The organism is Reyranella sp. (assembly GCF_030651995.1).
GTDB lineage: Bacteria > Pseudomonadota > Alphaproteobacteria > Reyranellales > Reyranellaceae > Reyranella.
This window is the reverse complement of sequence record NZ_JAUSBN010000069.1, coordinates 1-12,607: the sequence shown is the minus strand read 5'-3', so window position 1 is coordinate 12,607 and position 12,607 is coordinate 1. Positions and strand designations below refer to the sequence as shown.

Sequence of the window (12,607 nt, the reverse complement as noted above, 5' to 3'; positions counted from 1 at the left end):
ATTCTTAGCTCAAACTTTCCTTCGCGTCAGCCAGCCGGACAGGATCAGGGCACAGGCCGCGATGGTCACGACGATGGTCGCGAGAACGTTGATCTGCGGGTCGACGCCCAGCCGGACGCTGGAATAGACGCGCATCGGAAGCGTTTGCGACTGCGCGCCGGCGACGAACTGGGTCAGGATCAGATCGTCCAACGATAATGTGAAGGCCAACAGCCAGCCCGAGCCGACGGCCGGCGCGATCAGCGGCAGGGTGATGGTGCGGAAGGTCACCCAGGGCGTGGCGCCAAGGTCCATCGCCGCTTCTTCCAGCGCGCGGTCGAAGTCGGAGAGGCGGGCCTGCACCACGATGGCCACGAAGGCGATCGAGAAGGTCGTGTGGGCGACGGCGATGGTGAGGAAGCCGCGGTCCGGTCCGCCGAACAGTCTCTCCGAGCCGACGAACAGCAGCAGCATCGAGATGCCCATGACGACTTCCGGCATCACCATGGGAGCGACCACGAGGCTGCCGAACACTGTGCGTCCGGGAAAGCGCGGTGCGCGCGCCAGGGCGTAGCCGGCGGCGAGACCGAGCAGCGCCGCGCCGGTGGCGCTCACCAGCGCGATGCGCAGCGACAGCCACGCGGCCTGCAGCATCGCCTCATTGGCGAACAGCGCGTGCCACCATTTCAGGGAGAAACCCGACCACACCGTGACGAGGCGCGATTCGTTGAACGAATAGACGATCACCAGCGCGATCGGCAGGTAGAGGAAGGCGTAGCCGAAGGCCAGCATGCCGAAGGCGAAGCGGGCGCGGCCCCTCATGCGCGACCTGTCATGTGGGCGCCCTCACGTGCGCCGCTCCAGGCTGCGCGCCTGGTTGCGCTGGAAGAGCGCGATTGGGCCAACGAGAAGGACCAGCAGGCAGACGGCGACCGCCGAGGCGAGCGGCCAGTCGCCGTTGGTGAAGAACTCGTCCCACAGGACCTTGCCGATCATCAAAGTTTCGGTGCCGCCCAGCAGATCCGGGATCACGAATTCGCCGACCGCCGGGATGAACACCAGCAGGCAGCCGGCGACGATGCCGGGCAGCGACAGCGGCAGGGTGACGGTGAGGAAGGCGGCGAACGGCTTTGCGCCGAGATCGGCGGCGGCCTCGAGCAGGCCGTCGTCGAGCTTCTCCAGGGTGGCGTAGAGCGGCAGCACCATGAAGGGCAGGTAGGCGTAGACAATGCCGAGATGCACCGCCCATTCGGTGCCGAGGATCGTGCCGGGATTCGACGCGAGGCCGGTCCAGCGCAGGAACTGTTCGATCAGGCCGTTGTCGGCCAGCAGGCCCATCCAGGCATAGATGCGGATCAGGAACGAGGTCCAGAAGGGCAGCACGACTAGCATCAGCAGCAGCGGCCGCCGGTTGGGCGCGGCACGCGCGATGGCATAGGCCATGGGATAGCCCAACAGCAGCGCCACCAGGGTCGAGGTCGCGGCGATGCGCAGGGAGGAGAGCCAGGCCGCCAGATAGAGGTCGTCCGAGAAGAGGAGCGCGAAGCTCTTGAAGCTGAGCCCCAGCTCGACCGGCGGCACCGAGTCGGGCGCATAGGTCCCCAGCGAGATGGCCAGCACCAGCAGGCACGGCAGCAGGAAGAAGATCCCGAGCCACAGGAACGGAAGCCCGATGACGAACCGCACCGCCTAGAGTCCTTCCATTTTACATTGACCCACTTACCTCATCCTGAGGAGCGCCGTGAAGCGGCGCGTCTCGAAGGATGGGCAACAAGCAAGGTGCGCGCTCCCACCCCAGCGCCAGGGGGATCGCATGCGGTCCCAATGGCGGCGGGAGCAGGTGTTTTGAAGAAAGAGAAAGGTCCTTCGCTGCGCTCAGGATGACAATTTTGCTGGGATGGGCGCAGTGCGTCGATGCAGAAAACGGTGTCATCCTGAGCGTAGCGAAGGACCTTTACGCCACATGCGATAGCCCTGATCCCAGCGCGGAGGTTACTCCGCGCGACGAGACGCATCGCTGCGCGGTGCTCCTCAGGGTGAGGTCGGTGTTGGAATGCCCGGCTCGATTCAATCTCGCCCATGAACGCTCTACGCCTCCAGCCTCTGGCCGGCCCCGTCGGCCCAGCCCAGCCAGACGGGCTGGCCGCGCGCAAAGGCATCGCCGGCGCTGCGGCTGGTGTTGGTCGTCGAGACGGTCATCGTGCCGTGGGCGTCGGTCTCGACATGATAGAGCGAGCGGTCGCCCTCGTAGGCGACGTCGACGATCCTGCCGGCGACGGTCTGCGGCAGGGCTGGCCGCGTGGCCGAGAGCGTGATCTTCTCCGGCCGCAGCGCCATCCAGCCGCCGCCTTCCAGGGCGATGATGTTGGCGATGCCGATGAAGTCGGCCACGAAGCGCGAGGCGGGATGCTCATAGACCTCGTGCGGCGTGCCGATCTGGGCAATGCGGCCGGCGTTCATCACGGCGAGCCGGGTTGCCATGGACATGGCCTCCTCCTGGTCGTGCGTCACCATGACGAAGGTGAGGCCGAGCTGCTCCTGCAGGCGCACCATCTCGAAGCGCGTGCTTTCGCGCAGCTTGCGGTCGAGCGCCGCCAGCGGCTCGTCGAGCAGCAGGAGCTTGGGCCGCTTCACCAGCGCACGCGCGAGAGCCACCCGCTGTCGCTGGCCGCCCGAGAGCTGCGACGGCTTGCGCTTCGCATGGTCCTGCAGGTGCACGAGCTTCAGGATCTCCGCGACCCTGTCGGCGATCTCCGGGCCCTTCACCCCGTCACGGCGCAGCCCGTAGCCCACGTTCGCCGCCACATCCATGTGCGGGAACAGGGCATAGGACTGGAACATCATGTTCACCGGCCGCCGATAGGGCGGCACGTCGGTCATGTCCTGGCCGTCGATGAACAGCCGGCCTTCGTCGGGCGTCTCGAATCCCGCCAGCATGCGCAGCAGGGTGGTCTTGCCGCATCCCGAGCCGCCCAGCAGGGCGAACAGCTCGCCGCGCGCGATTTCCAGATCGACGCGATCAACGGCGACGATCGGCCCGAAGCGCCGGGTTAGTCCCTCGATGCGGACGATCGGTCCTGAATCCAATTCAACGGCCCGTCTTGATTGTCGTCCACAGCCGCGTGCGCTCGCGCACCTGTTCGGCGGTGCCGGCGGTGATGGTGTAGAACTTCGCGCGCACGTCGGCCGGCGGGTAGATCAGCGGATTCTCGGAAATGTCCTTGGGCAGCAGCGCGAAGGCGGCCTTGTTGCCATTGGCGTAGCCGGTGAGCTCGGTCGACGCCGCGGCGACCTTGGCCTCCAGCATGAAGTCGAGGAAGCGGTAGGCGTTGGCCTGGTTGGGCGCATCCTTCGGAATCGCCACGACATCGATCCAGAGCAACGAGCCTTCCTTGGGGATCGCGTATTCGATGTCGACCTTGCTGGCGGCCTTGGCGCCGCGGTCGCGCGCCTGGAAGATGTCGCCGGAATAGCCGAAGGCGAGGCAGATGTTCCCGCCGGCCAGCGCGTTGATGTACTCCGACGAATGGAACTTGCGGACGTAGGGCCGTACCGCCTTCACCACGTCGGCGGCCTTGGCGAGATCCTCCGGCTTCTTCGAATCGGGATCGAGGCCGAGATACCTGAGCGCGGCCGGCAGTACGTCGGTGGCGCTGTCGAGCAGCATGACGCCGCAATCCTGGAACTTCGAGACGACCGCCGGATCGAAGATCATGCGCAGCGAATCGACCGGGGCGTCGGGCAGGCGCTTCCTGATCTCGGCGACGTTGTAGCCGATGCCGGTCGTGCCCCACATCCACGGCACGGCATGGGCGTTGTTGGGGTCGTATTTGGCCAGCGCCGTCATGATCTCGGGATCGAGGTTCTTCCAGTTCTTCAGCTTCGCCTTGTCGAGGGGCAGGAAGATGTTGGCCTGGAGCTGGCGCACGAAGAACGGCGAGGCCGTCGGCACGACGATGTCGTAGCCCGACCGGCCGGTGCGCAGCTTGGCGTCGAGGATCTCGTTCGAATCGTAGGTCGTGTAGTTGACCTTGATGCCAGTATCCCTGGCGAAGTCCTTGACCTGGTCTTCGGCGATGTAATCCGACCAGTTGTAGACGTTGACGGAGCCCTGCGCGGCGACGGGACCGGCAGCGGCAAGAAAGAGCAAAGAGGCAACGGCAAGCAGACGCATCGGCAACTCCGCAGGATCAGACGCCAAGATACCTGTGCTGCAGGTCCTTGTCCCCGGCCAGGGCCTGGGACGAGCCGACCCATACGACCCGGCCCTTCTCGACGATGTGGTGGCGGTCGGCCAGCGGGATCAGGGCCGACACGTTCTTGTCGATAACGAGGATCGCCTGGCCCTCGCGCTTCAGCCGGCCGAGGCAGGACCAGATTTCCTGCCGGATCAGCGGCGCCAGCCCCTCGGTGGCCTCGTCGAGGATCAGCAGCTTCGGATTGGTCATGAGGGCGCGGCCGATCGCCAGCATCTGCTGCTCGCCGCCGGAGAGCTGGTTACCCATGTTGCGCTGGCGCTCCGCCAGACGCGGAAAGAACTCGAAGACGCGCGCGATGGTCCACGGGTTCGGCCGCGCCGTGCGGTTGGCGCTGGCGGCCAGAAGGTTCTCGCGCACCGAGAGATTGGGGAAGATCTGGCGCCCCTCGGGCACCAGGCCGAGGCCGAGCCGGGCGATGCGGAAGGCGGGCAGGCCCTCGACCCTGGCGCCCTCGAACTCGACCGTGCCGCGGCGCGCCGGCAGCAGCCCCATGATCGTGTGCACGGTGGTGGTCTTGCCCATGCCGTTGCGGCCCATCAGGGTCACGACCTCGCCGGCATCGACGCGCAGTTCCATGCCGAACAGCGCCTGGCTGGGGCCGTAGAAGGCGTCGAGTTCCTGGACCCGCAGCATCAGGCCGTCTCCTCGCCGAGATAGGCCTGGCGCACCTCCGGATTGGCGCGGATCTCGTCGGGCGTGCCGCTGGCGATGGCGCGGCCATAGACCAGCACGGTGATGCGGTCGGCGAGCTGGAACACCGCATCCATGTCGTGCTCGATCAGCAGCATGGCGTGCTTCTGTTTCAACGCCCGCAGGAAGCCGATCAGCCGCTGGCTCTCCTCCGCGCCCATGCCGGCCATCGGCTCGTCGAGCAGCAGCAGGCGGGGCTCGCCGGCCAGTGCCATGGCGATCTCGAGCTGGCGCTGTTCGCCATGGCTGAGGGACGCGGCGAGGGTGCCGGCGCGGTCGCCCAGCCCGACTTCTTTGAGCAGGCGGCGGGCGGGCCCGTGCAGGCTCTCGTCGCGGCGGGCATCGGCCAGGAAGCGGAAGGAATGGCCGGCATGGCCCTGCACAGCCAGCGCCACGTTCGCGAGCGCCGTGAATTCGCGCAGCACCGAGGTGATCTGGAAGGAGCGGGCGAGGCCCAGTCGCACGCGTGCATGGGTCGGCAGGCGGGTGACGTCGCGGCCGGCGAAATGGATGGCGCCCGAATCCGGGGCGACGATCCCGGTGAGCTGGTGCACCAGCGTGGTCTTGCCCGCGCCGTTCGGGCCGATCAGCGCATGGATCTCGCCCGGCCGGACGTCGATCGACACATTGTCGGTCGCCAGCAGGCCGCCATAGCGCTTCACTAACCCCTCGGTGCGGAGCAGGGGCTCAGTCATGGCGGCGTCCCAGCAGCGAGTCGATGCCGCCGCGCGCGTAGAGCGCGATCAGGACCAGCAGCGGGCCGAACACGATCATCCAGTATTCGCCCCAGCCCTTGTGGGCGAGATTGAGGATCGGCGGCAGCGCCTCCTCCAGAACGAAGAAGGCGATGGTGCCGTAGAGCGGGCCGAACAGGGTGCCCATGCCGCCCAGCACGACGATGACGATGAGGTCGCCCGACTTCATCCAGGACATCATGGCGGGAGAGATATAGGCGCCCTCGTTGGCGAGCAGGATGCCAGCGAGGCCACCGAACGTACCGGAGATGGTGAAAGCGGCGAGCCGGTAGCGGAACACCGGGAAGCCGAGCGCCGTCATGCGCAGCTCGTTCGACTTCGCGCCGCGGATCACCAGGCCGAAGCGCGAGTTGGCGTAGCGGCCACAGAACCAGAGGCTGGCGCAGAGCAGGGCGAAGCACAGCCAGTAGAAGCTCGCCTTGTCGCGCAGGTCGACCAGCCCGGGGAAGCGGCTGCGGCTGATGTTGAGCCCGTCGTCGCCGCCATAGGCTTCGAGGCCGCTGCCCACGTAGTAGACGAGCTGGGCGAAGGCCAGGGTGATCATGATGAAGTAGAGGCCGCGCGTCCTGAGCGACAGCGCGCCGATCACGGCGGCCCACGCCGTCGCCGCGAGCAGGGCGACCGGCCACTGGACCCAGCCGCTGGAGATGCCTTCCGCCGACAGGATGCCAACCGCATAGCCGCCGATCCCGAAGAACATTGCGTGGCCGAAACTGACCAGCCCGCCATAGCCCAGGATCATGTTGAGGCTGACCGCGGCAATCGACCAGATGACGATGCGCGTGCCGATCGACAGGAGATAGCGCTGGTCGAACGCCTGGGTGAGCAGCGGCAGGACCGCCAGCACCAGCAGGATCAGGGCCGTCGCGAATCCGCGCGGCGTGCGGAGAGCTGCCATCATGTGCGCTGGCCGAACAGGCCGGTCGGCCGCCACACCAGCACCACGGCCATCAGCACGTAGACCAGCACCTGCGAGATGGCGGGCGCGGCGCTCGAGGCGGCGCTGGAGCTCATGAAGGTCTTGAGGATGTCGGGCAGGAAGGCGCGACCCACGATGTCGATCTGGCCGACCACCATGGCGGCGATGAAGGCGCCCTTGATCGAGCCGATGCCGCCGATGACGATGATGACGAGGGCGAGGATCAGGATGTCGTCGCCCATGCCGATCCGCACCGAGGCGATGGGGGCGGCCATCAGGCCGGCGAGGCCGGCGAACACGGCACCGAGTCCGAAGACCAGGCTGAACAGCAGCTCGATATTGACCCCCAGCGCACCGATCATGCGGCGGTTGGAGGCGCCGGCGCGGATCAGCATGCCGAGCCGCGTGCGCGCCACCAGCCAGGCCAGCAGAATCGCGACGAGCGCGCCCACCAGGATGATGGCGAAGCGGTAGGCGGGATAGGGCACGCCCGGCAGGATCTCGATGGTGCGGTTCAGGAAGCTCGGCACCGCGATGCTCTTGCCGGCCGGCCCCCAGAGCGCACGCACCAGTTCATTGAAGAAAAGGATCAGGCCGAAGGTCGCCAGCACCTGGGTGAGATGATCGCGCGCGTAGAGCTTTCGGATCACCACGATCTCGACGGCGACGCCCAGCAGGAAGATCGCCGGCAGCGCCAGCAGCGCGCCCAGCACGAACGAGTCGGTAATGCCGATCAGCGTCCAGGCGATGTACGCGCCCATCATGTAGAGCGAGCCGTGCGCCAGGTTCACCAGGTCCATGATGCCCAGGGTCAGCGTCAGGCCGGCGGCGAGCAGGAACATCAGCAGGCCGAGCTGCACGCCGTTCAGAACCTGGAGCAGCAGATATTCCATACGTTCCCCAAACGAAACGGGAGCGCGTCGCCGCGCTCCCGCCGACCGTTTCGACTATGACGTCACTTCATCGGGCACTTTGCCGCGAAGGGATCGACTGCGTCCTTCACGGCGGTGGCGATGGTCTTCACCGTCATCATGCCCTGCGGGTCCTTGACCGTTTCCTGGATGTAGAAATTCTCGATCGGGAAGTTGTTGTTGCCGAACTTGAAGTCGCCGCGCACCGACTTGAAGTTGGCCTTCTTCATCTCGGCGCGGACCTTGTCCTTGTTCGACAGGTCGCCCTTCAGCGCGTCGGCGGCCGAGGCCATCAGCATGATCGCATCGTAGCTCTGGGCGCCGTAGTAGGACGGATAGGTGCCATGCTTCTTCTTGAAGTCGGCGACGTACTTCTTGTTGGCCTCGTTCGGCAGGTCGTTGACCCATTCCTGTGCGCCGAGCGTGCCCAGCGCGAGGTCGCCCTGCTGCGGCAGGGTGATCGCGTCGATCGAGAACACCTGATAGAGCGGCACCGTCTTGTTGAGACCCGACTGCGCCCATTGCTTGACGAACTGAACGCCGTGCGCGCCCGGGTAGAAGATGAAGATGCCGTCAGGCTTGGCGGCGGCGACCTTGGTCAGCTCGGCCGAGAAGTCGAGCTGGTCAGGCCACTTGGTGTAGTCCTCGCTGACGATCTTGCCCTTGTAGGTGCGCTTGACGCCCGCGAGCATGTCCTTGCCGGCGGCGTAGTTGGGGCCGATCAGATAGAGGCTCTTCACGCCCTTGGTGTTGAGATATTCGCCCATCGCCATCGGCGTCTGGTCGTTCTGCCAGGAAGTCGAGAAGAAGTTCTTGTTGCAGAGCTCGCCCGCGATCTGCGACGGGCCGGCATTGGCCGAGACCAGGATCGTGTCGCCCTCGTCGACCACGGTCTTGTAGGAGGCCAGCAGCACGTTGGACCAGATGTAGCCGGCGATGAAGTTCACCTTGTCCTGCTGGACGAGCTTCTCAGAGCGCGCCTTGCCGACATCCGGCTTGAACTGGTCGTCCTCGTAGATGATCTCGAAGGGCTTGCCGCCCATCTTGCCGCCGAGATGTTCCTTGGCGAGCTCGACTGAGCGGCGCATGTCCTCGCCGATCGCGGCCTGCGGCCCGGAAAAGGTGCTGACGAAACCGATCTTGATCGGGCTCTGGGCCATCGCCGGCAAGCCGAACGCCATCGCCGCCGCAATAGTTGCGGTCCCAAACAATTTGTTCTTCATGAGCCGTCGCTCCCTGTTTTCTCTTGGCGGCTATAAAAGCGGAAAATGCAGGGCCCAACAATCGCTTAATGGACCGTAGCCGACGGCTTGAGGTAGGCGAGGGGCAGGTTTGCCCCGGCGGCTGGCTACACCAGGTCTTGATCTTGTGGTTCACCTGGATCGCGCCCCATCCAGCAAGTCCGGCTTTCCGTCGCCCTGTCGAAAATCAGAGCCGCAAACCCCCGGGCCTCCCAGAACCGCAGGGCGCCGACATTCATGCGATTGACGCCGACGTGAAACGATCGCGCGCCTCGCGCCCGAGCCGCGGCCAGCCACGTTTCCAGGAGCAGCGATCCGGCACCACGGCGCTGCTCGGGAGCGTCGCTCACTGAAGCGGCGCTAACGAATTCCGTCGTCTCGACCGGAGCCGAGCGCAGCGAGGCGGAGTGGAGAGACCTTCGCACCACGACTTGCCGACATTTGGGGGAGCGAAGGTCTTTCCACTTCGCGCGGAGTTTACCCCGAGGGTACTCGAGGGGCGCTCCGGTCGAGACGACGGCGCATTCGCTTAACCACGCAACTTGAAGCGCTGGATCTTGCCGGTGGCGGTCTTGGGAAGCTCGGGCACGTACTCGACCCAGCGCGGATACTTGTACGGCGCCAACGTCTTCTTGCAGTGGGCCATCAGCGCATCGGTGAGGGCGGCGCCGGCATCGCCCGGCTGCTTCAGCACGACGATCGCCTTGGGCTTGATCAGCCCCTGCTCGTCGCTCTGCCCGATGACCGCGGCCTCCAGAATGGCAGGGTGGCCCACCAGGCAGTTCTCGATCTCGACCGGCGAGCACCAGATGCCGCCGACCTTCAGCATGTCGTCGCTACGGCCCTCGTAGATGAAGTAGCCGTCCTCGTCCTCGCGATAGGTGTCGCCGGTGTTCAGCCAGCCGTTCACCATCGTCTCGGCCGTCTTCTCGGGCTTGTTCCAGTAGTGCTTCGCGGCCGACTCCGCCCTGATCCACAGGCGGCCACTTTCACCCTTTGGGACTGGATCTCCGTTCTCGTCGAGGATACGGACTTCGTAGCCCGGAACCGCCTTGCCGCTGGTGCCCGGCCGGAAATCGTCGAGCCGGTTGCCGATGAAGATGTGCAGCGCCTCGGTCGAGCCGATGCCGTCCAGGATGAGCGTCCCGGTCTGCTCCTTCCAGCGGCGGAACATGTCGCCGGGCAAGGCTTCGCCCGCCGAGACGCAGGCGCGCAGGCTGGAGAGGTCGCGCCTGCTCGTTTCGAGCGCGGCGAGCTGGGCGGCATAGAGCGTCGGCACGCCGTAATAGATCGTCGGCTTGAAGGTCTCGATGTTGGAGAAGGTCGTCTCCGGCGTCGGGCGACGATCGTCGAGGACGGCGGTGCCGCCGACCCACAGCGGGAAGGTCATGCCGTTGCCGAGGCCGTAGGCGAAGAACAGCTTGGCGGCGGAGTAGCAGACGTCCTGCTCGGTGACGCCCAGCACACGCACGCCGTACAGCTCGCTGGAGACGACCATGTCGCGCTGGGCGTGGACGGCGCCCTTGGGCCGTCCGGTCGAGCCCGACGAATAGAGCCAGAAGCAATCGTCTTCCGGGGCGGCGAGCCGGGCCTCGAGCGTGGGCGGGGCCTTTGCCATCTCCGCAAGGAAGGCGTCTACCGTCATCGCCTTCGGCGCCTTGTCCCCGAGTTGCTTCAGGGCGGGCTCGATTTCACCGGTGAACTCCGAGGAATAGACGACGAGCCTGCAGCCCGAATCCTCGATCATGTAGGCATAGTCCGGGGCGCGCAGCAGCGTGTTGGGCGGCACCGGCACGATGCCCGACTTGATGGCTCCCCAGAAGAGATAGAAGAAGGCCGGGCAGTCCTTCACCACCATCAACAGGCGGTCGCCGGGCGACAGCCCGTGTGCAAGCAGCGCGTTGCCCGTTCGGTTCACGCGCTCGGCAAGCTCCGCATAGCTCACCGTTTCCTCGCGCGTCAGGATCGCGGTCTTCTCACCTCGTCCTTCCGCCAGGTGGCGGTCGATGAAGGGCATTGCGGCATTGAATCGGGCCGGCAGCTGGACGGCATGCGTGGACGAGAAGGAAATGCCTGAGGGAAGCGCCATGTCGGGACCCGGAAGAATTCACGAGGTCCTTCGATACTAATCAGCCGGGCGGACCGCAACGCTTCCGGCCTGTCTCGCGTTGTCAGGTCGCAAAACCCAGGACCAGTCTCCCATGAAGCAAGGCGTCGTTTTTGTTCTCGCTTCCGCGGTGCTGCTCGCGGCCGTGGCCGCCGCGCATGTCATAGCCCCGTTGCCGGATGCCGCGCCTTTCCAGGCATCCGCGAAGGCGGTGAGCGCTTCAGATGCCGCGTTGCCTGTCCCGAAGCCTGGTGGGGAGACGCCGGTTTCGAAGCGCCCGGTGGAAGCTCGACAGGCGCCGGTACCCTTGCAGATGCGGGAAAGGCTGCCCGCGGTACTGTCGCAGACAGTCGAAACCGCCGCGGCAGCGATGCCGACAGCCGCAGGTCCTAGCGACATGGAAGGCGGCAACTTCGCCAGGAGTGCTATCGAGGCGGACGGCTACAAGTCCGTGAAGAACATTGTGGCCGGGCCGGGCGGTACATGGCAGGCCCGCGCCCTCAGAGGAAAGACGGAGGTGGTGTTGCGCGTCGATCAGGAGGGGCGTGTCTCGGCCGACTGACTTTTGCTGGCAACCCCGCGCCTGCTGGCGCGTTGTCGGAGTGCAGCCTTCGACGGTTCAGTAGCCGTCCCTCTCCCCCGAGGGGCTGCAGGAGCCCGTCCTGACCACCATCAGGACGGGCTTTCTTTTGGCGTTTCCGACGGCATGGCAAAGCCCGCCCAAGGTGACTGGGCGGGCCTGTTTGGCTATCCCGGACGCTCTCTAGAACCGGAGGACCACCCCCCGGTCGGCGGAAACGGCCAAATTGTCGCCCGCCTTGGCCAGCGGTTGGGTGGGCACGGGTTTGATGCTGATGGAGTCCGCAGGTGCCCCCTGGCGAACCAGCTCCTGTTTCACGGCGTTTGCGTAGTCCGCGCGTCCTTCGATGCGCACGGGCGACTGTTTGGCGGCGTCGGCAGCCGACCGGACGGTTTGCATTGCCGACTCGGGTACTCGGCCAGCGTCGCTGCCCATGAAAACCAGATGATCCGACCTGACGATGGGCGAGGCGTCCGGGGCCGATGCGAGGTTCTGGCCCAGGGCGGACAGCGGCATCAAGGCGAGGCCGCCAGCGACCAGGGCTGTGCTGAGCTTGTGCATGATCAAGGCTCCTTTGTTTGTACCTGATCAACGCAAAAGCCACGGTGGAAGTTTCCTGCGAAATGAGCGCAACGATTGTTGGTGAGCGTGTTCACCAAGGCGAGGCCGCCTCATTTGTCGCTGCGTTGCTCTGGCGTCCTGCAGTATGCTTGCACGCTGCCAGTTCAAGAGATGGAGGAGGTCGATCATGTCTGAGGAACGGAAGAGGGTGCTGCAACGCTTCAAGGAGCGGCTCGCGCACCTCGAATCAGGAGCGATCGCCGGACCGGCGCACTGGCACCTGTTTCATCTTCACAATGCGCTGAATGCGCTTCCGGACGACCATTCGGCAGCCGACCTCCATCTCGACGAGTTCGATCGCGCCGATCTCGCCAAGGAGTTTCCGGAGATGGAGGCGGACAGGCCGCCCTCGGCTTCCGAAATCCGCACCCGCTTCGACATGCTCGCGGGCGGGCTGCTCTAGCTGTGAGCTTTCAATAGGTTGTCCATCCGGCCCGGGCCGAGGAAGCTGAGGTTGTCGAGACTTCAGTAATCCTTGGGAGAGCCGAATGGACATCCACAAGAATGCCCGTCTGACGCCGCTCGGTCGAGAGCGCCTGGTCAAA

14 protein-coding genes are annotated in these 12,607 nt (G+C 65.7%); 2 read left to right on the top strand and 12 right to left on the bottom strand.

Annotated elements, in window-relative coordinates:
• Positions 1 to 9: 9 nt before the first annotated feature.
• The 11 genes from Q7V45_RS21490 to Q7V45_RS21445 form a co-directional block, all read right to left on the bottom strand.
• Positions 10 to 801, bottom strand: a complete 792-nt coding sequence (locus Q7V45_RS21490) for an ABC transporter permease (RefSeq protein ID WP_304855907.1) — start codon at positions 799 to 801, stop codon at positions 10 to 12.
• A 24-nt stretch (positions 802 to 825) separates the two neighbouring features.
• Complete coding sequence (locus Q7V45_RS21485) at positions 826 to 1,665, bottom strand: ABC transporter permease (RefSeq protein ID WP_304855905.1); 840 nt, start codon at positions 1,663 to 1,665, stop codon at positions 826 to 828.
• Between the two features lie 402 nt (positions 1,666 to 2,067).
• Entirely contained in the window at positions 2,068 to 3,066 is a 999-nt protein-coding gene (locus tag Q7V45_RS21480) for an ABC transporter ATP-binding protein (protein WP_304855903.1), read from the bottom strand.
• A gap of 1 nt (position 3,067) precedes the next feature.
• Positions 3,068 to 4,153 (bottom strand): polyamine ABC transporter substrate-binding protein, encoded by a 1,086-nt coding sequence (locus tag Q7V45_RS21475; protein WP_304855901.1) that lies wholly within the window; start codon positions 4,151 to 4,153, stop codon positions 3,068 to 3,070.
• Positions 4,154 to 4,169: 16 nt separating this feature from the next.
• Positions 4,170 to 4,871, bottom strand: coding sequence for an ABC transporter ATP-binding protein (locus Q7V45_RS21470; protein WP_304855898.1), 702 nt, complete (start codon positions 4,869 to 4,871; stop codon positions 4,170 to 4,172).
• Positions 4,871 to 5,623, bottom strand: coding sequence for an ABC transporter ATP-binding protein (locus Q7V45_RS21465; protein WP_304855895.1), 753 nt, complete (start codon positions 5,621 to 5,623; stop codon positions 4,871 to 4,873). Before Q7V45_RS21465 ends, Q7V45_RS21470 begins: the two co-directional genes overlap by 1 nt.
• Entirely contained in the window at positions 5,616 to 6,581 is a 966-nt protein-coding gene (locus tag Q7V45_RS21460; protein ID WP_370692644.1) for a branched-chain amino acid ABC transporter permease, read from the bottom strand. The genes Q7V45_RS21465 and Q7V45_RS21460 overlap by 8 nt, the downstream gene beginning before the upstream one ends.
• On the bottom strand, positions 6,581 to 7,495 hold the full coding sequence (locus tag Q7V45_RS21455; RefSeq protein WP_304855891.1) for a branched-chain amino acid ABC transporter permease: 915 nt from the start codon (positions 7,493 to 7,495) through the stop codon (positions 6,581 to 6,583). Before Q7V45_RS21455 ends, Q7V45_RS21460 begins: the two co-directional genes overlap by 1 nt.
• Before the next feature lie 62 nt (positions 7,496 to 7,557).
• The gene (locus Q7V45_RS21450; protein ID WP_370692641.1) at positions 7,558 to 8,736 is read right to left on the bottom strand and encodes an ABC transporter substrate-binding protein; all 1,179 of its coding nucleotides are present in this window, start codon (positions 8,734 to 8,736) and stop codon (positions 7,558 to 7,560) included.
• 125 nt (positions 8,737 to 8,861) lie between these two features.
• The gene (locus Q7V45_RS27075; RefSeq protein ID WP_370692640.1) at positions 8,862 to 9,104 is read right to left on the bottom strand and encodes a GNAT family N-acetyltransferase; all 243 of its coding nucleotides are present in this window, start codon (positions 9,102 to 9,104) and stop codon (positions 8,862 to 8,864) included.
• Positions 9,105 to 9,283: 179 nt separating this feature from the next.
• A complete protein-coding gene (locus Q7V45_RS21445) occupies positions 9,284 to 10,843 on the bottom strand; it encodes a benzoate-CoA ligase family protein (RefSeq protein WP_304855889.1) in 1,560 nt (519 codons plus the stop codon).
• Positions 10,844 to 10,955: 112 nt separating this feature from the next.
• Between Q7V45_RS21445 and Q7V45_RS21440 the strand changes: the two genes are divergently transcribed.
• Positions 10,956 to 11,423 carry a hypothetical protein gene (locus tag Q7V45_RS21440; protein WP_304855886.1) on the top strand — a complete coding sequence of 156 codons (468 nt, stop codon included), beginning with the start codon at positions 10,956 to 10,958 and terminating at the stop codon, positions 11,421 to 11,423.
• Positions 11,424 to 11,624: 201 nt separating this feature from the next.
• On the opposite strand, the gene Q7V45_RS21435 is transcribed toward Q7V45_RS21440, so the two are convergent.
• On the bottom strand, positions 11,625 to 12,002 hold the full coding sequence (locus tag Q7V45_RS21435; RefSeq protein ID WP_304855885.1) for a hypothetical protein: 378 nt from the start codon (positions 12,000 to 12,002) through the stop codon (positions 11,625 to 11,627).
• Between the two features lie 187 nt (positions 12,003 to 12,189).
• Between Q7V45_RS21435 and Q7V45_RS21430 the strand changes: the two genes are divergently transcribed.
• Positions 12,190 to 12,465, top strand: a complete 276-nt coding sequence (locus tag Q7V45_RS21430; RefSeq protein WP_304855883.1) for a hypothetical protein — start codon at positions 12,190 to 12,192, stop codon at positions 12,463 to 12,465.
• The last annotated feature ends 142 nt before the right edge of the window (positions 12,466 to 12,607 follow it).

What these genes read in the sequence shown, in the direction of transcription:
- Q7V45_RS21490 (WP_304855907.1), bottom strand. Translation starts at nt 801, where the DNA reads ATGAGGGGCCGCGCCCGCTTCGCCTTCGGCATGCTGGCCTTCGGCTAC.
- Q7V45_RS21475 (WP_304855901.1), bottom strand. Translation starts at nt 4,153, where the DNA reads ATGCGTCTGCTTGCCGTTGCCTCTTTGCTCTTTCTTGCCGCTGCCGGT.
- Q7V45_RS21470 (WP_304855898.1), bottom strand. Translation starts at nt 4,871, where the DNA reads ATGCTGCGGGTCCAGGAACTCGACGCCTTCTACGGCCCCAGCCAGGCG.
- Q7V45_RS21465 (WP_304855895.1), bottom strand. Translation starts at nt 5,623, where the DNA reads ATGACTGAGCCCCTGCTCCGCACCGAGGGGTTAGTGAAGCGCTATGGC.
- Q7V45_RS21460 (WP_370692644.1), bottom strand. Translation starts at nt 6,581, where the DNA reads ATGGCAGCTCTCCGCACGCCGCGCGGATTCGCGACGGCCCTGATCCTG.
- Q7V45_RS21455 (WP_304855891.1), bottom strand. Translation starts at nt 7,495, where the DNA reads ATGGAATATCTGCTGCTCCAGGTTCTGAACGGCGTGCAGCTCGGCCTG.
- Q7V45_RS21450 (WP_370692641.1), bottom strand. Translation starts at nt 8,736, where the DNA reads ATGAAGAACAAATTGTTTGGGACCGCAACTATTGCGGCGGCGATGGCG.
- Q7V45_RS21445 (WP_304855889.1), bottom strand. Translation starts at nt 10,843, where the DNA reads ATGGCGCTTCCCTCAGGCATTTCCTTCTCGTCCACGCATGCCGTCCAG.
- Q7V45_RS21440 (WP_304855886.1), top strand. Translation starts at nt 10,956, where the DNA reads ATGAAGCAAGGCGTCGTTTTTGTTCTCGCTTCCGCGGTGCTGCTCGCG.
- Q7V45_RS21435 (WP_304855885.1), bottom strand. Translation starts at nt 12,002, where the DNA reads ATGCACAAGCTCAGCACAGCCCTGGTCGCTGGCGGCCTCGCCTTGATG.
- Q7V45_RS21430 (WP_304855883.1), top strand. Translation starts at nt 12,190, where the DNA reads ATGTCTGAGGAACGGAAGAGGGTGCTGCAACGCTTCAAGGAGCGGCTC.